Source organism: Chitinophaga sp. W3I9, from assembly GCF_050434025.1.
Lineage (GTDB): Bacteria > Bacteroidota > Bacteroidia > Chitinophagales > Chitinophagaceae > Chitinophaga.
The window spans coordinates 3,154,674-3,175,684 of record NZ_JBNPWC010000001.1 but is presented as its reverse complement, the minus strand read 5'-3'; the positions used below and the strand labels follow the sequence as shown (position 1 = coordinate 3,175,684).

General features: G+C 46.5%; 22 protein-coding genes. 3 read left to right on the top strand and 19 right to left on the bottom strand.

Translation table 11 applies throughout. The features are described from left to right. Positions 1 to 4: 4 nt before the first annotated feature. The 5 genes from QFZ51_RS13250 to QFZ51_RS13230 all read right to left on the bottom strand — a co-directional run bounded on the left by QFZ51_RS13250 (position 5) and on the right by QFZ51_RS13230 (position 3,512). Positions 5 to 583: a YdeI/OmpD-associated family protein gene (locus tag QFZ51_RS13250; RefSeq protein ID WP_370911760.1), complete on the bottom strand. Its 579-nt coding sequence runs from the start codon at positions 581 to 583 to the stop codon at positions 5 to 7. Between the two features lie 11 nt (positions 584 to 594). Further along, positions 595 to 975 carry a DoxX family protein gene (locus tag QFZ51_RS13245; protein WP_429046435.1) on the bottom strand — a complete coding sequence of 127 codons (381 nt, stop codon included), beginning with the start codon at positions 973 to 975 and terminating at the stop codon, positions 595 to 597. 6 nt (positions 976 to 981) lie between these two features. Beyond that, a complete protein-coding gene (locus QFZ51_RS13240) occupies positions 982 to 1,449 on the bottom strand; it encodes an SRPBCC family protein (protein ID WP_429046434.1) in 468 nt (155 codons plus the stop codon). Between the two features lie 7 nt (positions 1,450 to 1,456). Next, a complete protein-coding gene (locus QFZ51_RS13235; protein ID WP_370911757.1) occupies positions 1,457 to 1,780 on the bottom strand; it encodes an ArsR/SmtB family transcription factor in 324 nt (107 codons plus the stop codon). A gap of 103 nt (positions 1,781 to 1,883) precedes the next feature. After that, positions 1,884 to 3,512 carry an ArnT family glycosyltransferase gene (locus QFZ51_RS13230; protein WP_429046431.1) on the bottom strand — a complete coding sequence of 543 codons (1,629 nt, stop codon included), beginning with the start codon at positions 3,510 to 3,512 and terminating at the stop codon, positions 1,884 to 1,886. Positions 3,513 to 3,718: 206 nt separating this feature from the next. Here QFZ51_RS13230 and QFZ51_RS13225 point away from each other — a divergent pair, with 206 nt between their 5' ends. Both QFZ51_RS13225 and QFZ51_RS13220 read left to right on the top strand, forming a co-directional pair. Next, a complete protein-coding gene (locus QFZ51_RS13225; protein WP_429046429.1) occupies positions 3,719 to 4,513 on the top strand; it encodes an AraC family transcriptional regulator in 795 nt (264 codons plus the stop codon). A gap of 79 nt (positions 4,514 to 4,592) precedes the next feature. Beyond that, complete coding sequence (locus tag QFZ51_RS13220; protein ID WP_429046427.1) at positions 4,593 to 5,450, top strand: class I SAM-dependent methyltransferase; 858 nt, start codon at positions 4,593 to 4,595, stop codon at positions 5,448 to 5,450. Between the two features lie 80 nt (positions 5,451 to 5,530). On the opposite strand, the gene QFZ51_RS13215 is transcribed toward QFZ51_RS13220, so the two are convergent. From QFZ51_RS13215 to QFZ51_RS13195, 5 genes are all read right to left on the bottom strand, one after another. Next, entirely contained in the window at positions 5,531 to 6,202 is a 672-nt protein-coding gene (locus QFZ51_RS13215; protein WP_429046425.1) for a YceI family protein, read from the bottom strand. Between the two features lie 124 nt (positions 6,203 to 6,326). Then, on the bottom strand, positions 6,327 to 6,632 hold the full coding sequence (locus QFZ51_RS13210; protein WP_429046424.1) for an HP0495 family protein: 306 nt from the start codon (positions 6,630 to 6,632) through the stop codon (positions 6,327 to 6,329). Positions 6,633 to 6,711: 79 nt separating this feature from the next. After that, positions 6,712 to 7,152 (bottom strand): YqgE/AlgH family protein, encoded by a 441-nt coding sequence (locus QFZ51_RS13205; RefSeq protein ID WP_429046423.1) that lies wholly within the window; start codon positions 7,150 to 7,152, stop codon positions 6,712 to 6,714. Positions 7,153 to 7,175: 23 nt separating this feature from the next. Continuing rightward, a complete protein-coding gene (locus tag QFZ51_RS13200) occupies positions 7,176 to 7,439 on the bottom strand; it encodes a hypothetical protein (protein WP_429046422.1) in 264 nt (87 codons plus the stop codon). A gap of 52 nt (positions 7,440 to 7,491) precedes the next feature. Beyond that, positions 7,492 to 9,462, bottom strand: a complete 1,971-nt coding sequence (locus tag QFZ51_RS13195; RefSeq protein ID WP_429046420.1) for a DUF1963 domain-containing protein — start codon at positions 9,460 to 9,462, stop codon at positions 7,492 to 7,494. 122 nt (positions 9,463 to 9,584) lie between these two features. Between QFZ51_RS13195 and QFZ51_RS13190 the strand changes: the two genes are divergently transcribed. Beyond that, on the top strand, positions 9,585 to 10,505 hold the full coding sequence (locus tag QFZ51_RS13190; protein ID WP_429046419.1) for a DUF2268 domain-containing putative Zn-dependent protease: 921 nt from the start codon (positions 9,585 to 9,587) through the stop codon (positions 10,503 to 10,505). A 53-nt stretch (positions 10,506 to 10,558) separates the two neighbouring features. Here the strand turns inward: QFZ51_RS13190 and QFZ51_RS13185 are convergent, their stop codons facing one another. The 9 genes from QFZ51_RS13185 to QFZ51_RS13145 are packed head-to-tail and all read right to left on the bottom strand — an operon-like array spanning position 10,559 to position 20,994. After that, on the bottom strand, positions 10,559 to 11,683 hold the full coding sequence (locus QFZ51_RS13185) for an acyltransferase family protein (protein ID WP_429046417.1): 1,125 nt from the start codon (positions 11,681 to 11,683) through the stop codon (positions 10,559 to 10,561). 6 nt (positions 11,684 to 11,689) lie between these two features. Beyond that, positions 11,690 to 12,496, bottom strand: a complete 807-nt coding sequence (locus QFZ51_RS13180) for a glycoside hydrolase family 16 protein (RefSeq protein ID WP_429046416.1) — start codon at positions 12,494 to 12,496, stop codon at positions 11,690 to 11,692. Positions 12,497 to 12,525: 29 nt separating this feature from the next. Further along, the gene (locus QFZ51_RS13175) at positions 12,526 to 13,167 is read right to left on the bottom strand and encodes a carbohydrate-binding family 9-like protein (protein ID WP_429046415.1); all 642 of its coding nucleotides are present in this window, start codon (positions 13,165 to 13,167) and stop codon (positions 12,526 to 12,528) included. A 2-nt stretch (positions 13,168 to 13,169) separates the two neighbouring features. Further along, positions 13,170 to 13,940, bottom strand: coding sequence for a glucosamine-6-phosphate deaminase (locus tag QFZ51_RS13170; RefSeq protein WP_429046414.1), 771 nt, complete (start codon positions 13,938 to 13,940; stop codon positions 13,170 to 13,172). A gap of 6 nt (positions 13,941 to 13,946) precedes the next feature. After that, positions 13,947 to 15,161: an N-acetylglucosamine-6-phosphate deacetylase gene (nagA, locus tag QFZ51_RS13165; protein WP_429046412.1), complete on the bottom strand. Its 1,215-nt coding sequence runs from the start codon at positions 15,159 to 15,161 to the stop codon at positions 13,947 to 13,949. After that, on the bottom strand, positions 15,158 to 16,480 hold the full coding sequence (locus QFZ51_RS13160; RefSeq protein WP_429046410.1) for a sugar MFS transporter: 1,323 nt from the start codon (positions 16,478 to 16,480) through the stop codon (positions 15,158 to 15,160). Before QFZ51_RS13160 ends, nagA begins: the two co-directional genes overlap by 4 nt. A 5-nt stretch (positions 16,481 to 16,485) precedes the next feature. Beyond that, entirely contained in the window at positions 16,486 to 18,015 is a 1,530-nt protein-coding gene (locus tag QFZ51_RS13155) for a beta-N-acetylhexosaminidase (protein WP_429046408.1), read from the bottom strand. A gap of 31 nt (positions 18,016 to 18,046) precedes the next feature. Continuing rightward, positions 18,047 to 19,387 carry a glycosyl hydrolase family 18 protein gene (locus tag QFZ51_RS13150; protein ID WP_429046407.1) on the bottom strand — a complete coding sequence of 447 codons (1,341 nt, stop codon included), beginning with the start codon at positions 19,385 to 19,387 and terminating at the stop codon, positions 18,047 to 18,049. Positions 19,388 to 19,419: 32 nt separating this feature from the next. After that, the gene (locus tag QFZ51_RS13145; RefSeq protein ID WP_429046405.1) at positions 19,420 to 20,994 is read right to left on the bottom strand and encodes a SusD/RagB family nutrient-binding outer membrane lipoprotein; all 1,575 of its coding nucleotides are present in this window, start codon (positions 20,992 to 20,994) and stop codon (positions 19,420 to 19,422) included. Between the last annotated feature and the right edge of the window lie 17 nt (positions 20,995 to 21,011).

Sequence of the window (21,011 nt, the reverse complement as noted above, 5' to 3'; positions counted from 1 at the left end):
TCCCTTAATCATCCAATCCCTTCCCGTCGAGAATCTGCGACATATATTTCTCCACCCTCGACTCCCGCGTTTTAGATTGTTTGGGAGCAGAAAAATAAAGCAGGTAGCCTCTTTGCCGCCCCGGTGTTAATTCATAAAAAGCTTTTTTCAAGGCCGGCTTTTTATCTAACTGCTGCTGAAATTCTTCGGGGATGGCGTATTCTTTCGTCTTTTTAAGCGCCACTTTCGCACCTGCTTCTTCCAGTTCAACCGCCTCATAAATATATGCTTTCAGGGTAGGCGCCAGCTTCACTATTTCCTGAAGACTGGTAAAGCGGACCTGGCGCGCCGCCTGCACATTTTCTGTTTGCTGGATCAGGATTCCTTTAGGGTCCTTTAACAGGGCTCCTTTAAAAAACAAAAGCGCACAGTACTCTTTAAAAACATGTATTAAAACGATGTTACTCTTTTCAAACATGTAACAGGGACACCCCCATTTCAATTCTTCATTCAGGTGACAGTCGAGAACAATCGTTCTCAATTTCTCTATTTCTTTCTTCCACTTGTCAGCTTTACTAAAATAGAAATCAACCTTGGGATTCATATTATCTTGTTTTATTGATTAACTGAAATAGTTTTCCTGTCTGCAGGCCTGAAGTACCAGGATGTAATTGTCAACGCCAGCAATAACAACGAAGGAAAAATATTGTTCATGGTACCAGTTGCCATATGTGAAAGTGCGGCTCCCGACATGACAAAGAAAAAGCCTGCATACGCCCATTCCTTTACCAAAGGAAATTTAGGAATCAGTACTGCTATGGCTCCCAACAATTTCCAAATGCCCAGTATGGTCAGAAAATAAGTGGGATAGCCCAGATGCGCCGTAAAATCTGTTTCATCCTGTTCTTTAAATAACTGTACTAATCCGGTTGATACCATTCCTAATGCAAGCCAGAGCGTAGCAATCCAATAAATAATTTTATTTCTCTTTGACATGATGTGTTATTTTAATTTGCCTACGATGCTTTGTAACCGGTTATGTGCCATATTCAGGCCGGGAGCAAAACCCATTTGCATCATCTGGTCCCTGAGTTCAACTGATTTATATACAATATGCATATTGAGTTTGCTGGTATCGGCTGTAAGTGGTTCAAATTCCAGGAACTCGAGCTGGGCGGCAAAAGGTGCATTCTCCATTTCAAAAGTCCGGGTAATTTTCTGGTTCGGAATAAACTCATGAACGGTTCCATTGGCTTTAAATAGCACGTTGCCTTTAGCATCGCTGGTTTCAAACTGCCAGCCGCCGTGCTTCCTGTTTTCAAGTTTCAGCACTTTGGTTCCCATCCATTGCTCCACAATTTCGGGTTCTGTGTATGCCGTAAAAAGTAATTCCACCGGCAAATCAAATTCCCTCGTTATCACTAATTCCTGTTTGCCATCTTCGGCATTGATTTTTGTTTTTCGTTCCATAAGGCTGCTATTTTTTTGGTTTGTACTTTTTCATAATGGATTCTAATTTATTAAATCTGTCATCCCACATTTGGCGGAATGGTTCAATAAAGTCTGCTACTGCTTTCATTTTTTTTGCGTTGATGTGGTAATAAATTTCCCTGCCGTTTTGTTTCTGTTCCAGTAGTTCGCATTCCGTGAGTATTTGCAGGTGTTTGGAAACTGTTGGTCTGGCGGTGTCAAAGTTAGCGGCTATTGCCCCTGCTGTCATGCCCTGTGAAGCTACCAACAGCAATATAGCCCGTCTTGTCGGGTCCGCTATGGCTTGAAATACATCTCGTCGTAAATTCATTGTGTAGCTATTTGACTACAAATGTACATGTAGTTATTTAACTACACAAATTTATTTTTCACCGGCGGTTGGCTGTCTTAACGAATCATTGATTTGAAGATGATTACCTGATCCCCGTGATCCTGTAAAGCGCCACGTCCTTTGTCAGTAACAGGCGTTCGAAATTAGCAGGAATCTTATCTGTATGTTCATCCAGCAAAAAGGAAAACTGGGGAAGATATGTGCTGCTAAGCCGGTTAAAAATAAGGTAATTCACAGGGGATTTTGTGATATCCAGGTCTCCCGGAAAGCGGGGAACATAGTTAATGACCTTGGGGGCAAGATGACCGTATGCGATCCAATCATTGATATTATTGCTATCGTAATAGAGTGGTATCATCACAAACCGGCATCCGAGATAATATGCGCTGGCCGGATGTATGGCCATGATCGTTTTTTGGGATAAATCAGGATCCTGCGCTTTTAAAAGCTGTGTTATTTTTTCCATGTCCGCCAGCTGTCCACTATCGTTTTTGTCATCCAGGTAAATATCCATTTTCCTGATAGTCACTATTACGTTTATCAATAAAAAGAAGAGCAGTGCGCCGGCAACAAGCGGTTTTAATTTTATCCACCCCGGATCAGACATGCCTATTGTATACAACAACACAGCTATAGCCATACCGGTTATGGCAAACCAGCTTAAAAGCAAACGGTCTATGATAAACGCCTGTGAAATCAAGCCTGTATACATTATTAAGCAGGTTGCAATCACCAGGAAAAATTTATTATCCGCCAAAAAGGACCTGCATTTCCGGGTAGATAAAAACTGTACAAAAAATAAAATAATACACCCAATAAACGATAACAGTGTTTTTATAGTGAGCGTGGAGAAAACCTCCATTACATTATATAAAAAATGTTTCCCATAATCTAATGGTGATTGCCGCATAATTTGCCAGACAGAATTGTAGGATGCCTGGTCATGCCACCACCATTTCGGATTAACCGGAGCTGACTGGTACGACAAGCCATAACCAACGTTCAGATAATGCCAGCTATTAAAAGGACCGCCGCTGTTAAGCGTATTAATGATCCACCAGGGCAGGGAAACTATTGCAAACCCCACGAACAAGGTGAACACATTTGAAGAGGCGGCCCGTGGCCGGTAATAGAAAAATAGCAGTATTATAAAGGAGGGCAGCAACGCGTAACTGGTATACCGTGTCAACCCCGCTAATCCGGCCATAATTCCTGTTATAAAAAGATATTTATAAGAAGCTGACTGCAGTGCTTGGAAAAAAAAGCAAATAGCGCTTACATAAAACATGGTATCCAGCATGACGTTTTGCGCCTGGATACTGTAAAGAAAATAGGTGGGATTAGCGGCAACAAGTAATTGCGCTAAAAAGGCAGGCACCTGGCTGCCGGTAAACTTCATCACAAAACGGTAAATAACCAAGAGCAGCACAGACGAGGAAAGCACAGATATAAATTTCGCCGCCGCAAAACCATCCTGAAAAATCCAGGTGAACAAGCCTGTTAATAGCGTAAAAAGAGGAGGCCAGAAATGTGAACTCACACCCCGATATCCTTTTCCCTCAAATAAGTCCACACCAGCCAGGTATTGCATGGCGCCATCCCACTCCTCGAACAAAGTATGATGTTGCGCAATAAAGAAAGTCAATATAAAATATGCCAACGGAATTAAAGCTCCTTTCCAAAGAGCTGGTTTACTTGATCTGATAATCATCTGACAGCTTTAGATACCTGAACCTCATATAAATTAGGCTTATTTTCCATAACAGATAAATATGTTGTTTAAGTATATGTATCAGAGGTCTGTTGTTGCATATATATCATGCTCAGCCATTTAAATATAAATTTAACAATAGCCCACCGACTTCCCGAAACCGGGAAATGGGTTATCTTCGGTATCTGCGTGTTAGAAAATAAAAAATGAATTACCAGGTAATTGCTCCCCCTCCGTCGCTGAAAAATTATGTTCAATGTTTCTGGACCCTGGAGCACCAAACTGACGATGTATCACAAAAAACTTTCACGGCCATGTGCAATGGTGCTCCGGGGCTTATTTTCCAGGAGAACCCCGCAGTGTTTACCGGTTTTGAAGGTGAACAGCTGCCACAATTGTTTGTTTTCGGGCAGGCAAGGAAATATGGCCAATTGCATGGCGGTGGTAGTTTTCGCACGGTTGGTATAAACTTTCACCCCGCAGCACTTAAATCGGTGTTTGGTTTGAATGCTAATGAACTAACCGACCAAAATACCTGCATCAGTCACCTTACAAAAACAGCTTTAAGCGAACAACTGCTTAATTGCAGTTCTGCACAACAACAGGCTGCTTGTCTTTTTAACTTCCTGGAAAAACAGGCACACCTTTACGAAAACAGCAATAAAAAAGTAGATTATGCCGTAACAGCGCTGCAACAGGGGAAAAGGCTGTCGCATGTATTACATGACCTCAATTTATCAGAACGTTCGCTGGAACGTCTCTTTCTTACCCACATCGGCATTACACCAATCTTTTATGCCCGTATCTGCCGCTTCCAGGCTTCGGTAGCGCTTTTGCGGAAAGGCAATCTTTGTTCACTCACAGGCATTGCACATTCGCTTGGCTACTTCGACCAATCCCATTTTATCCGCGATTTCAAACTTTTTGCCGGCGTGAGCCCGGGCATTTACCTGCGCAAATCCATTGAACGGATGCCTGGATTTCCCGAATGGGAATCATAAAAGGGCCTGTCGGTTTTTTACAATTTTACCCGGGGCATAGCAGCTAATTTTGTCACATTGATCACCCAAACCATCACACATGGAACAGGATAAAAGAAAGGCTGCACCAGACAATACAGCGGTACGCACAGCTTTATGGAGAGCCCTGCACGTTCAGATCGATCCGATGCCTCATATTATTGAAGATGAAACCGGGCTTCAACTAATAGCGCCCGATAATGGATGGCAGCAACGGCCGGACATGAGCCCGGATTTTACCAAACGCCTCCGGGCATCCATGGTGGCCCGTGCCCGCTTCATTGAAGACCTGGTGATAGCGCAGCAGGAACAGGGCATTCATCAATACGTGATACTGGGTGCAGGACTGGATACCTTTGCGCAACGCAGACCGGACATTGCATCCCAATTACAGGTATTTGAAATTGACCAGCCTGATACCCAATCCTGGAAACAACAACGGTTAACTGAACTTGGCTTTGGTATGCCGGAGTGGCTGCATTTTGTTGGCGTTGATTTTGAAACCTCCTCCTGGTGGGAGCAATTGATAAGTGCTGGCTTTGATACCAGCCAACCTGCGGTGGTGGCTTGCACGGGCGTTAGCCTTTATCTTACCAGGGACGCGATCGTTGCTACCCTGCGCCAGCTTGCCACCCTTGCACCCGGCTCCCGGATTGCCATGACGTTTTACCTGCCATTTGACCTTCTTAAGGAAGAAGATAAACCCCTGCAACAAATAGCAGAGAAAGGCGCCCAGGCGGCCGGTACTCCTTTCATCAGTTTTTTTACACCGGAGGAAATGCGAACGCTGGCACGTGAAGCTGGTTTTAAAACGTTGGAGATAATATCGGCAGACGATCTTGACAAACGTTACTTTACCGGCAGAACAGATAATTTCCACCCTTCCAGCGGAGAAGAATTTTTGGTAGCGACTACCTGAAATAAAACAGCCTGGCACGATCATGTGCCAGGCTGTTTTCATTTGATATTAAGTTATCAGGACCTTAGCCGGTAAAGAAATTATTTCTTTGCTGCCTTCAGGCTGAAACCAATTTCAACATCTTTGCTGATCATCCAGTTTTCTGGGCTACCTTCTGTTTTGTAGTTAATACCCCATGAAGACCTGTCGATCACGAACTTTGCATTAGCAGTAACGCCGCTTTCAGCAACAACGATTTGCGCAGGGAAAGTGATGTTCAGGGTGCTGTCTTTCAGGGTCAGGTTACCGCTGATAAGATTGGTAGCGCCAGGAAGCAGACTTTTCTGCTTGCTGCTGTCGAAAGGAGCTACAGACGTGATAACGAATTTGGCGGAAGGATACTTTGCCACATCGAAGAAATCGGGGCTTTTCAGGTGCCCTTCCAGGTCGGATGCTTTTTTGTCCGGTTCAGTAACAGAAGCCGGGTCTGCAACCAATGTAGTCAGGTTTACATCAAAACTACCGCCGGTAACAGCGCCGTTTTCAACGTTAAGACTGCCATCCGCTACTTTGATGGTACCAAAACGGGGCGCAAAGCCACCTTTGTGAGTAGCACGCCACTGTACAGTGGTAGTGGCAGTGTCAATGGTATAAGCTGCGCCACCGGTCACAGCTGCTTCTTTCTTTTCTTCGGTCTTCGCCTGATCAGTCGAAGCACCACCACATGCTGCAAGTGTAAGCAGCAGGGCAAAGGCAGGTACTGTTTGCTTCATAAATTTAAATTAGAATTATATATAAGTTCCCGAATATAGGCAATCGGCCTTAATCATGATGCAACATATCGAAAAATGTCAATATTATAACAATCCCTGTATAACTTTTTGCATGATAAAGCTCCTACAGCATAATCACCGAATCAATCTTTGACACCTCCTTATAATACGAAATCACTTCTTCCTCATTCTGAACAGGCACCTGCACGGTAAAGGATTTATACTTCCCGCCGGAAGAATTGGTCTCTGTAATTTTTGCACTTACATCCGCAAACATCGACTTCAGCTCCGCTATCTTGTCCTCGTCCGCCTTAATGATAAACTTAAAAGTATACTCACTGGGGAATACTATTGATTGCTGCAACAATGAACGAAAATTTTCATACGGATCTCCGCCTAAGCTGGCATTTACATTTTCACCTGTAGACATATTAATACTATTTATCAATTTACTTTGCAAAATCAACGTGCAAAATAACTTCTTTTTTAAAAATCCCCCCTGTCCATCACTAAAACATCTTCCCTTCTTTCAGTATCTCCCAACTGCCTTCTGCTATTTCTCCTTCGAGTTCCTGCGCATTCCAGCCGCAATACCCGATGAATATCCGGATGTCCTGCTCAGATATCGTTCCCTTATTCATATGCATCACCGCTGCCTTAAAATCCCCGCCCATATAGATGTTATCCACTACCTGTATACCTTCTTCTATCAGCTCAGGACAACGGTGTATAAAGTAAAGATGCTCCCGGTCTACCGGACCGCCATCATACAACGGAAACGGGGGACTATACCTGAACTCCTCCAACTCGTTAAACTTACGGGGATACTCCTGGTTCACCACAAATCCCATCGCCCCGTTCTCATTATATTCCGTAATGAACAGGACGGCCTTTTCAAAAAAGGTATCCTCCAAAAGCGATGTGCTGGCGATAAACATTCCTGCATTCATAATTTATAAATCTCCCCCAATAATTAATTAAATGTGCCGATCAACTGCAATACCTGGCTGGTGGCCAAAATTAAGCCAAGTATAAGAAACAGCCAGAACCGGGTTGTCCGGTACGTTGGTTCCCCTATTACATAAAGCACCAGGCACACAATCCAGAAAGCGATCGCGAAGCTTTTAAAGGTAACGGAGTTTTTCATATACGTACTCCCGATAATTAAAAGTATAAGCCCCGCAACTTCTATAGGAGGGCCGTAACGCTGCCAGAACAAAACCAGTTTTCTTTTCATAACAATATACTTTTGTTAGATATGCCGAATGTCAAACATGCCAATTCTTTCTTTAGCTGCTCTCCATAGTTACATACACCCTGCGGAAATCTTTCCGCGCCAGGTCGCTTTTATGTATAACAAAAAACAGGTCGCCGGCATCTCCCCAACTAAAATCCCCGCGCGATTTTACGGTAAGCAGAATGGTCCAGTCCTCGGGGTTTCCTTTGCAGGCCAGCGCCGCCTGCAACTCCGGGGAATGATGCTGTGTAAAACCATAGTTATTCATTTCATGATCGCTTTCCAGCAGGCGATTAACCGGCTCTTCAAAGATATCATACAAATTGCTGAGCAGCGCCTCATCCTGCAACAACGACTTCGATATACCCCGGAAAAGATACTGATTAACATGCCAGGAATAAAAACCCGGTACCGAATTTTTAACCGTAGCATCGGCTTTATACGGGGCGTATTGCCCATCTGTCAATTCATAAAAATCCTGCTCCCCGAAGGAAAACCGCTTACCGGATTGCAGGGTGGAATTATCGGCCACATACAATACCTTACAAGGCAGGTGCCCGTCCCGGGCGCCGAGATTGTGCATGGTTTCCAGGAAAAAGAAAAGCATTCCCTTTTCCGGTAAATATTCCTGTAACGGCGCCAGCGCTTCACAATTAACCTGGGCGATGAATTCATACTTATAATACTCCTTGCGGTAATCATCGTGGTACACAGGATAATCAACATCCGCGGGCAAATCAGGCATGCCGCCAAACCGGTGGTTGCCAGTGGCAGCGTAATCTTCTTCGCCGGAATATTTAAAACTGATGGTCTTTTTTACCAGCGCACGTAACGCTTCGCGCTGTTGTAATAACCCCTCTTTCTGCAGGATCTCATCCACTGGTTTAATTAATGCTTCATCATACTGCGCAAAGAAACTTTCATCGTTCCAGTTCACCGGTCCGTTGCCATCTGCATCTTTGTAAGTATTATCCAGCAACTGCTGCTTACTTTTTATATCCAGTTCCAGTCCGGCAAAATCTGAAAAAGCTGCCGGCAGGAATGAAAACGGGTTATTGGCAGCGTTGATCTTTATAATTTTTGGCAACGCCAATAGATTTTCGGGCAGGGTTTTTAACTGGTTCTTCGCCAGGTGCAGGTATTTCAGCTCCGGCAATTCGAATACGGCTATTTCGCTGAGCTGGTTGCCGTTGAGGTTAAGATATTCCAGCCGCGGCATATCCATCAGGTGAGCGGGTACACGCGATAAATTTCCACCTGCAAACGAACAATGCTTCAACTTCGTAAGCTGGTTCATATACTCAGGGATACGGCACAGGTTTGAATCAACAATCACCAGGTGCTCCAGTTCACGGAGATGAAGCAACTTATCATCCAGTCGTTCCAGGGGGATTTTTTTCACCGGCCATTTGGCTATGATTTCCACATGCCGCAATGCTTTCAGGCGATAAAATTCATTCGGCAGCCAGTCGAATGCAGGGTTGGTGAGCACCAGTTTTTTCACCAGTTCCACGGGAGCGCCTGCTGCTTCTGCCACGGAAGTGAAACAGTACTCTTCCCAGTTTAACTGTGCGGTATCTATCTTCCGGTAAACAGTCACCGCAAACACGGGTTGATCACTCCACGAAGGTTTCAACTGCCCCAGCAGCGCTACCCAGCCATCTTTAAAAATAACATCCCCTGAAAATTTTAACGTATAATGGAACCTTTCCCGGTTAATAGAAAGATAAGGCGCCTCGTGTTTGTCTTCCGTAAAATGCAGCACGCCTTCCGGTGCATCGCTTTTATAAATACCCAATGCGGGAATCGTAATTTTCACCTCGCCCGTGGGCTCGTAGTCGTCCAGTAATTCCACCGCCACAGCCCTTTCTACATCGCCGGTCCTGGCAACCACTGTGATGAGTAAAGCCCCTGAGTAATCGAAACCCTGTCCCGATTGTGCTTCATCTATCTCAAAATTAAAATCTCCTATCTGAAAGTGGTTTTTACCATCCGCTGGTGGTACAAAAGCATGAATTTCCATAAGCCCGTTCTTTTGATATGGTTTCCGAATTTGGGTTAACCGGGTTACCGGCACATGGCATAATTATACGAAAAGCGGCTTAAAAAAAGAATTTTGCGTCAAAAAAATTACTTTGCAATATTATGAAGCCATTTTCAACCAATGTTGCTATGTTTAAATATTGCCTGACATTATTAATAGTTGTATTTACATGCACGGTTACTTATTCCCAAACAGCTTTTTCAAATAACCCCGACAGCGCTGTTTTTCTCACAAAAGACATTGATGTTTTCTGGAAAGCGTTTGACCTCTTTAAAAAAGACACGACCGTTAACCCGTTTGGCAGCGCCTATCTCGACATTGGCAGCGCCGGTGTAAAGGGGTTTATACCAGGCAGGATTAAAAGCGCCGAAAATTTATTCCTGGTAGTCAGGAAACGTCGCAGCGACTATGAAAAAGTAAGGGCCACCACCTTGCAAATGAAGGAGAAAGAAAAACAATGCCGCAGCGCGTTCTACGCTTTAAAATACTGGTACCCTCCCGCGCAGTATCCACCTGTTTATTTTGTGATCGGCGCATATAATTCAGGAGGAACCTTCAATGAGCAGGGTTTGTTCATCGGCGCTGAAAAGCAAACTGATGTCAGCAACATTCCATTTATTGTAGCGCATGAGCTGATTCATTTTCAGCAAAAGAACTGGATGGAAAATCCCACTTTATTGCAGCAAAGTATTATCGAAGGCAGCGCGGATTTTTTAGGAGAACTGATATCCGGGGCAACTACCAATAAAATTGCGATAGATTACGGGAATAAAAACGAGGAAAAATTATGCAGGGAATTTGTTACAAGAATGGATAGTACCAACTATATCGACTGGCTATATGGTGTTTCCGGGAAAGACAACCGCCCAAATGATCTCGGTTATTGGATGGGTTATAAGATTACACAACAATATTTTGTGAAGGCAACCGATAAAAAAGAGGCTGTCAGGGAAATTCTTGACATCAAAGACTATAAAGCGTTTTTAACCAGGAGCGGATATCTGAAAGAATATCTCAAATAAGATAGGCATCGGTGTTAATTATCTTACTGACAAAATCCGTGTTGGTAAGATAATTACACTTTAACATATATCTTCCGCCGGTCCATCACATATCCAACAAGCCACATCAGCAGCATATAAAAAACAGCAAACAACAGGGAAGCATTTTTGTCAGATAGCCAACTGGTAAAAGCATCCCTGTAAATAATACCTCTCACGGATCCCCCGTCTATGCGTATCATTCCCAGCAATACAATCACCACCCAGGCAACGATGTAAATGAACAAGGGATTTTTACCAAACACTTCAAAGAAATAAGTCCATTTCCGGAACGACCATACATCAATGATGATGATCAATGCGGCGAGGATCAGCAAATCAAAGCCAGTGGCATACACAACATAGGAGCTGGTCCACAGCGGCTTGTTAATCGGCAACCACCTGTCCCATAACGTGCCGGCCACCACCAGCAATATCCCGGCTACCAGCAACTTCACGATACCGCCTATGCGCTTCCCGTTCTCCTGGATAAAACTACCCGTAAGAAAACCTGCCACCACATTAATAACAGCCGGGAACGTACTCAATAACCCCAGCGGATCAAATGGAAATCCATAATGCCGGTACATGTTCCGGGGAGATAAATAAAGCGCGTCCAATCTGCCAACAGCATTTCCTTCAAGGCTGTAAGGTCCTGGTTGCGTCCCAAAATAATACAACACATACCAATACAACAATAATATCAGCACGCTCATAACAACAAGCATGCGGTGGCTGCTGTAACGGATCATAAAAGCTGCGATACAGTAACAAACCGCGATACGTTGTAAAACGCCCCAGATCCGGGTATCAGCCAGGTCCTTCCACAGGTAATGTCCCTCTTCCACCTGCACAAAAGGAAAAACGCCGAGTAATATCCCAATCATAAAAATGATCGCTGTACGTTTGAATACCTTACCCATAAATGCAGTATGAGAAAGACTTTTCATCTTCCTCATACTGAAGCTAAGAGCGTTTCCCACCACAAACAGGAAGGACGGAAACACCAGGTCGGTAACCGTAAATCCGTGCCAGTCGGAGTGTTTAAAAGGTGCATAGATCGCATTCCAGCTGCCGGGTGTATTCACCACTATCATGAAAGCAACGGTCATGCCTCTCAGCACATCCAACGCAGGGTATCTTTCCGGTACAGATTTCATACGCCACTAAGATAAAGGGGTAAATTTGAATTCGTGTATAATGATTTCCACTGCTTTGCCATTAGAAGGCGGCACCGCTTTAAAAAGCCAGAGGTTCATGTGTACCGGCATTTGCAGCGTGCTGATAGAAGTGGGTGCAGTCCACGTTTTTGTTTCAAACTGGTTCACGTTTCCATTCTGAAAGCCGTGCAAACTCTGAAAATGAATGGAGGTGGCATCCCGCCGGAAACGGTGCGTGGTATAGGTGCCGTTCATCACAAAATCCTTTGCATAGGTTACATTGCTGATACCCGTATCGCCGGTAGCCGGCCAAACGGTATAGTTTAATATCGGCGCATTGGGATATCCCCATCGTGAAAACTCGATATCCATTTCATCAAAACGGCTGTTGCCGGAGTAGTTAAAAAGACCCAATACAATATTTTTATCCAGGGCATTTACGGCTCCTTCAATCTTCCATTGGTAAGTGCCATAACCAAACAGCTGTGTGCTTCTTACCTCTGCACACTCCCACCGGCCGGTATCATTGTGTTTCTTGAGCACCAGGTGTAACCGTCCGTTGCTGTCTACCCACACATTGTCACCACTCCAGTAGTTATTATGTGGTCCCTGCTGACCAGCCGGTTCCTTTACGATCCAGGTATAACCCGAAAACTGGATAGTGGTTTGGTTCAGCGCGTTCACGGCCACCGTATTGGCTTTGCTGTTCTGAATACTTGTTTTTGTTTGAACCGGCCCATCCAGCTTGGAGGAGGTACAATTTGCAAAACAAACAGGGATGGCTGCCAGCAGCCATGCAAAAGTGCTTTTCATATTTTGTACTTTTTATAGGTTAATGAATATCAGAGAAAACAGATATCCGCAAAATCTTCCCGCCGGTGGAAATCCGGCATAGCGGCTTTTACGTCATTCCAGGTTAAAAAATGCGGCGCCGGCATTTCATCCCCGCATTTGTAAAAATTGCCTTTCACCTTCATGGCGGTTAGGGTAGTGATATTGTGATAGCTGAATACTACTGCAGGTATAATCACCGTCAGTTCCCAAACAAATGATCTCCTCCCATGCTCCACTGCCGATGTGATATGGGTAGCCGTGGTGATCAGGTCTGTAGCCGTAACAGGCAGCGGTGCCCTGTTTTCACGGCTGGATCCAAATCCTGCTTTACACCAGCCTATACAGTTAAACTCCAGGTTATAATAATTGCCGCCATCGTCGCAGGCAACAAAAAATTCCACGCAGCTGTCTTTATGAATATCCCCGTTAGTAGAAGCCGCTGCCAGCAAATGGCTCTCTTTTACATAATACTTGAGCAAAATAGCCTCTTCGCTATGCGCAATGGAAAACGCTGCGGTTACCGCATGCGCATACTGCGGCCAGGGGTTACAGCTGATCGGGATCACCTGCAGCCTGTCCAGCAACCGGCTCACTTCCGCCGGTGCCGGCCTGCCATACAACGGAATAAAGGGTACCTCCAGTTTCCGCATCCTTATACCTTTTGATGGCTTAGCTGCGCACCGCTGTCAGCATCCAGGAAAAGCACCGCACCCGGATGGGTACGCAGGATGGTAGCGGGATATTGCTGCTGTATATCCCGGTGAACAGTATCGTATACCGCTGCTGCTTTCCGGGAACCGGGCACCACGCAAAAGATATAGGGCGCTGCCAGCAACGTGGGAATGGTTAAGGTAACGGCATGCGTGGGTACTTCTTCCAATGTGGCGAAACATCCATCATTCACCTGTTGCTGCCTGCATACTTCATCCAGCGCTACTGTTTTCACTTGCAGCGGATCTTTAAAATCGGCCACCGGCGGATCATTGAAGGCAAGGTGGCCATTCTCGCCTATGCCCATGCATACGATATCTGCCGCATGTGTTTGCAGCAGGCCGGCATATTGCTCACAGGCAGCTGCTGTTCCGCTGCCATCGATATAATGAACGGAATGAAAGGGCAACGCATCAAAGATCCGGTGCTTCAGGAAGTTGCCAAATCCCTGTGGCGCATCTGCCGGCAGGCCAATATATTCATCCATATGAAAGGCATTTATGCGGTTCCATTCAATGCCTTTCTCCTGCTGCAGCGCTTCCAGGAACTCGTTCTGGGAAGGGGCTGCCGCAAAAATGATATTCACTTCTTTTTTATTTTCCAATAAATGCCGGAGGGTAACCGCCGCCATCTCCGCAGCTGCCCTGCCCATTTCCTGCCGGTTGGGATAAATCCTCACGGTTAATTTTCCTGCTTTAAATTCCTTTATCATGTTTTTTTATTTAGATAAGATACCCGGAGAAATTTCTTTCGACGTGTACACTATTTTCCCGTTCACGATAGTGGTGTGAATATTTATCTTGTCGTCGAAGATGACAACATCCGCGTCCTTCCCTTTTTCCAGGGTTCCTTTCCGGTCCTGTATGCGGAGAATAGATGCAGGTGTTTCACTCATCATCCTTACGGCATCCCGCAGGGGAATGGCGGCCAGTTCCACCATGTTCAGTACTAACCGGTCGGCGGTAGCCACGCTTCCGGCAAAAGCGCTGCGGTCGGGCAGCTTGGCCACGCCATCTTCCACCAGCACGTTCAACCCATCTTTAAGGCTGCCCAACACCGAGAGGCCTTCCGGCATAGCCGCTGCGCGCATGGCATCGGTGATCAACGCCGTGTGTTCGGGCCCTTTAATTTTATACACCAGTTTCAGCAACGGCGCGGGCAAATGAACACCATCGGCAATAATCTCTACGGTCATGCCATCAATCAAATAAGCGCTTTCTATCACCCCCGCATAGCGGTATGCGTTGCGCCGGGACACGCCGGACATACAGGAGTAAAAATGCGTGGCATGTGTAAAGCCCGCTTCATAGCCTTTTACCACTTCTTCATAAATAGCATCGGTATGCGCCAGTGCCGCCAGGATATTCCTGCTGGTTAAGTATCTTCCAAACTCCGGCGCTCCAGGTAGCTCAGGAGCGGCGCTCCATCTTTTGATGGCCGGGGAACGGGAAAGTATTTCCATGTATTCAGCCGGGTCGGGGTTACGGATATAGCGCGGGTCCTGCGCCCCTCTCTGCTGCATGGAAAAATAAGGCCCTTCGATATGCAGGCCAACAAATGCCGCGCCTTTATCATTCCCCTTATCCGCCTGTTCGTAAATAGCCAGCGTATCCAGCAAATCCTGCTTACCACAGCTCAGCGTAGTGGGCATCATGGCGGTGGTGCCAAAGCGCGCATGCGTAATGGCAATCTGATGGAAGGCTTCGATGGTATTATCCATAAAGTCGTGGCCGCCGCCGCCATGCACATGCATGTCTATAAAACCAGGCGCAATGTATTGCCCGCGGGCATCTATCTCTATGGCGCCGGGCACGTCTATCTGCTGATCGCTTACCTCAGCGATAACGCCATCAGCGATAATCACGCAACCACCGGGAATAGTGCGTTGCGGTGTAAGCACCGTTCCGTTATATATCTTCAGATAGTTTATCATTTATTAATAGTTTTCCGGTTCCAGCTTCTCAAGCCAAATGCATAAAATGCGTAAAAGATCAGGTAGCCATAGCAGGGCAACAACACCAGGTAAGCTAACCGCAAACCATATTTATCGGCCCAGTATCCATACAGCAGCGGCAAAATGGCATTGCCGCATAACCCCATTACCAGTAGGGAGGCGCCCGTTTTTATAAAGCTCCCCAGGCTATCGAGTGCCAGCGGCCATATTCCCGCCCATATCATGGAATTGGCAAATCCCAGCAGCACAATGCACCATACGGAAATGTCCGTTTGGTGTCCCAGCAGCGTTACGTTTCCCTGTATAAAAGGAATCATACAGCTGAACAACAGTCCCAATACGGTGCAGATACGCAACGCCACCAGCTGCGAAAGAAACCGCGGTATCAATAATATACCCAGTATATAACCGGTGATGGTAGCCGCTAAAGTATACGACGGAAATACCTTTGCTTCAAGGAATGGCATCCCCATACCGGAGGCGTAATTAATGATACTGTCTACCGCAATCACCTGCGAACCTACATGGAAAAAAATGGCCACTGCTCCCAAAACCAGGTGCGGAAATTCCAGTACACTTTTCCGGTTTTCATGTAAAGCAGCCGTGTCGCCATGCCCGGTATCAGTATCAATTTCCGGTAAAGGAGAAAATCTTATCAATAATCCCAACAAAAATAAAACAACAGATACCACTGCATAAGGAACAATCACCCGTTGGATCAGCTGGTCCAGTATCAATTCTTTTTCCGGTCCCTGCATCGCGGGGAGCGCCTTGAAAAGCGTTTGATCACCAGGCCGGATGATGGCCACCGCAAATAAAAGCGGCGCCAGTATCCCCGCAGCTTTGTTGCATATGCCCATGATGCTGAACCGCTGCGCGGCGCGCTCTTTATCGCCCAGTATAGTGATGTACGGGTTGGCGGCAGTTTGCAAAACGGCCAGCCCCAGACCAATTGTAAAAAGTCCCGCCAGGAAAACAGGATAAGCCCTCGTAAAACCTGCAGGTACAAAAAGCAGTGTACCGGAAGCCATGATCCAGAAACCAATCATCATCCCCTTGCGGAAGCCGGTTTTCTTCAGCAGGTAACCGGCTGGCAACGACATCACCAGGTAGGCAATATAAAAAGCAAAAGCTACCAGGTAGGATTGAAAATTATTCAGCTCACAGCCTATCTTAAAATAAGGGATCAGGATAGCATTGATCCAGGTGACCATCCCAAAAATAAAAAACATCAACCCGATGATCACAATAGATATCGTGTCCTCCCTCCGTTTGTACAATACCCCCTGTATATTCATATGTGTCATTTGTTGGCCTCCAGCTTATTTCTTAACTGATTCCATCTTTCATTACGCAACGTGTTCTCTGTTTCAATCTCCGCCGGAAACATTATCTCCTCATTCATCAGCGAGAAACGTTTGTTCAGCTGCTCCGGCTTCAGCGCATCCAGCTGTTGCAGCAAACCGGCCGCCTGATCCCGGGTATAATTCACACTATTCATTTTTGCTTCTATCATTAAACAAGACAGGTAATAGATCCTGATATCACTCATTAACAGGAAATGACCAAAGCTGGCTTTATTAGCAGACGGTTGAAGGGAATATAAAACCCTGGCTGTTTCCCGCGCACTGTCCAGCAAAGCGGCGAGCGAAACACCCGGCTTTACCACCGCGCCCTGCGACACCTCATAAGGCGCTTTCTTCAGCGCGTTCCAGCAGGCAAGGGCCTGCGTTTCATTAAAGCCATAGGTATCTTTGCAATACCGGGTAATGAATTTCGTTACTTCCAGCGGGCGGGTGGTACGTAAACTTTCAAAATACGCGGCTATCAGCATATCAAACCCCGCAATGGGATACACCCGGCGGATCGCATAGAGATCTGTAATATCACTGCCCGATTCAAACACCGGGGAATACAACCCGGAGGTGGACCAGGAAGTCATGACCATACCACGGTAACCTAACTTCCGCGCCTGCGGAATAAAGTCACGGATATTATTAAAATGCTTCTCCCAGTCGGTCAGGAAATAATTATCCGGCCCACTCCGGATAGCCGGGGAACCCCATATTTCAAACCCGCTGTGCATAAGCTTTTCATGATCGCCAAAACGATTGAGGGCCCAGCCATAGTTCCAGTCAATAAAAACAGTTTGCTTCGGCAACCCCTGTAATGCATCCGGGTATTTCAACGCAATATCTGCCCATACCACCGGTATTTTGCCCAGGCTCACCACTACCTCGCACAGCATTTTTATGTAATCGCCATACAAACGCCCTTTGCCCACTTTCGCCACTTTCTGTTTCGACGCTTCTGAGTGACCAAGCAGGTAAGTTTCATCCCCACCAATATGAATATACCGGGAGGTATGTGTGGAGATAAGATCCTTATACAGCTCGCTAAAAAGGGCTTTGCAGGCCGCTTCTTTGGTAGGATTTACCTGGGAGTAATCTTTCTGGTCTTCCCGGAGCTCCCGGTAGCGCCAGTGCCGCAGAATATATTCAACATGCCCAAAGCTTTGCTGGAGGGGAATCACATCTATCCCCAACCCGTTACAATACTTTACAAAATCAACAATCTCCGTTCGCGTATAGGCGTAGCGGTTGGAAATAACAGCGTGTTGCTGATAAGGATAAGTGGCCTCCCACTCCATCACCAGCGTGTTGATGCCATGCTCGCTCAGCTGCCGTGCAAATGCTTTCAACGCCGGCATTTTCATCACCTGTATGCGCAGGTCGAGATGAAAACCTTTCACACGGAAAGTATCCGCCTGGCCATTCACCGAAAGATACATGACCAATATAAACACTGCTGTTAATACCCGCTTTGCCATCATAATACTACTGGTTTTTATTATTTACGTGTGTTCATTTCAGTAAATTGAATACAGCACCTGTTAAAGAATTCGCGCCTTGTACGTCATAATCGCCTGTCCAGATATAAGCTCCCAGGAAGCCGTTCTGTTTCAGGTAAGTGGCTTTCTGCGTTACCAATGGCAGGCCATTAAAATACACCCCTTTGGAGATCTCCGCGTATTCCTTGTCTGATGCTGAGGGCACTGCTGCCAGGATATCTTTGTAAGGAATATAGTTGTACGACGACCAGCCCAGGTTATTCCCGTTTGCATCGAGCTGGTTATACCTCAGCCCGAACGCCGGTATGCCGATTACCAGTTTTGAAGCAGGGTATTTCGCTTTCCACAGCAACGCCCCCGTCACAAAATAATCATATCCTGAAGGCTGGCCCGGAATTTTACCCGGCCCTACATGCACGCCATCTTCAAAGGCATGCACATTCAGCCAGGTGGCGGCGGAGAGATCCGGGTAACGGTTGTGGTATTGATTGGTTGGCACCGTTACTGAAATAATAGCGCCTGCACCCAGTGCTGCCCGCAGCTCATTCAATAACAAACCCGTTGCCGCAATGTTGGCATTAATAATAGCGGAAGAAGCGTTGATGTCGGTCATCATGATATCTACGCCATCCATTTTCTTTGCGGCAATATAACTTGCAATGGCCTTCACCAGTGCCGCTCTTTTTGCCGCATCGGTGATCACGGCGCCAAAATTATTACTCTGACTTACGCTCCATCCGTCGCCCGACAATGCGCCGCTTACACTCAGCAGCACCGGCACGCCGTTGAGATGCGCCCTGCCTGTCAGCTCTTCGGCTTTCCGGTAAGGCTCCCCTTTTGAGATATCCATCACGCCGGCAGCCGATATAGTGGCTACTTTATAAGCCAGGTGCGTGATCGTGTTCCAGTCGATATACTTATAACCGGCCGTATCATTCAGGTAGGCCAGCACAACGCCGGCAGCCGCCTTTTTCTGATAGGTGTCCGGCACTACAAAAACGTCGCGGTACCGGCTGGTGGTCATGCCTTCATAAGACACATCGAGCTTTATACGGAAAGCACCGCCGGTGGTGGCCTTGAAGGCAAAGGTATCGGCAGTGGACACTTCTTTATCATTCACCTTCCAGGAAATAGCCACTTTGCCGCCGGGAGAAAATTGCATGCCGGTGAAGGGCAGTTGCTCTCCCATCATCAACACCCTTACACTATCGCGGCTTTCCGGGAACAGGGCCGCTTCATTGAATACGCGCGGTGTAAACGGCCGTCCGTCGGACTGTTCATCCGCTTCTTCTTTTTTACATCCTGCTATGCAATAGCAGCAAACCGCCAGCAATAAATAAATGGATCGTTTCATCAGTTAATATTTTTATTCCTGTGTTTGGATGTTTATTCTTTGTCCCACCATACCCTCTTCAGCCAGTCATCTTCGTTTATCCGCTCAATGGCAGCCTGCACATTCACGGTGTTCTGCTCTTTTTCTGATAACGGATACTGAAACCGCCGCGGTATCGTCAGCGAGGTGGATTCATTGTTGGGAGTGGCTACCAGTTCGGGATAGCCGGTCCTACGCCAGTTGGCAAACAGCTCTGGCCCGTTCAGCATCAAAGCGATCCACAACTGGTTATTGATCTGCTTTAATTCCGTGCCCGGCTGCAGCGGGTTATTCGTTAAGAAATCCGCTATTTCCGCATCGGGGATCACCGGCCCGCCGGGGTAAAGGCTCAGCTGTTTCATGGCTGCCTCTACCCCCTTCTGATAATGTGTAGCCGCATCCGCTCCCAGTGTGAGCCCCAGGCGCACGGACGCATCTGCCAATAACAACTCCACTTCTGCATAGGTCAAATGCAGGAAGGGAGCGTTATTGCGCATAAAACAAGTATTCATCTCACATTTCAAATCACCGTTCACTGCGTTATAATTAGCGCCATTGGCGAGTTTTACGGTAACCGGACCTACCCAGTCGTCATACACATATTTCCCGGGCTTCGACCCCACCAGCCCCAGCACACTGGCTTTTACCTGCGCGGTAATATCTTCCCTTTCAAAGGGCTTCAGCGGCACGTTCTGCTTGTAACAACGCGGAATGTAATTCACCCGCGGGTCGTTGGTATTTTTCAGCTGATCCAGGAAGGTCGTCACCAGCTTCGGCATGGCACTCTGCTGATTGATGGCGGCTGACACAGAATTACCCCGCAGGTCTGAATAATTATTCTGGATATCCATGTGCTTCGTCATGCAGTTATCAGCGTTGCTGATCATCACGCCGCCATCGGCATTAAAGGCTTCCTGGACTTCTTTCTTTGCCTTTTCAGCATCGCGCTTCACCAGGCGCAGGGCCAGCCTGATCCGCAGTGAATTGGCAAATTTCTTCCAGGCAACAATATCCCCCTTGTAAAAAATTTCATTGGATACTTTGTCCTTAGCCGGATCCAGTTGTGCAGATGCCGCTTTCAGTTCTTCAAGAAAATTATTATAAATGTCCTGCTGCAGATCATACACCGGGCGTTTCACCTGGGTGTAAAATGCGCTGCCTGCCTGGGAATAGGGGATATCTCCATAGAGATCTGTTAACCTGGCGAAAGTATATACTTTCATGATCCGGCAGATCGCATTCAGATTGGTTTTTGATGCTACCCCGTTGGTGCGTTCCACGGCATCTACTATATTCACCACATCATTCTGATAACTGTTTTCCCACATTACCCACATCCGCGTAATGTCTTTTATGTACATGCCTCCCACCCTTGCATAATAAGCGGCTCCCAGCTGTTGCATCATCGGCATCAGCACAATGCTGTTGGTACGTTCCTGCGTGGAAAGGTCTCCGGAGAACCACAATTGCGCAAAGATCAGCTGGTTCTCGGGGTTTATTTTGCTGGACTTGGTGGGATCGGTATTCAGATCACCGAACTTGCTGCAGGCGGATATCAGCAGCAACAGCGCCAGTAGTATATATCTCATTGAATGATTGCTTTTAG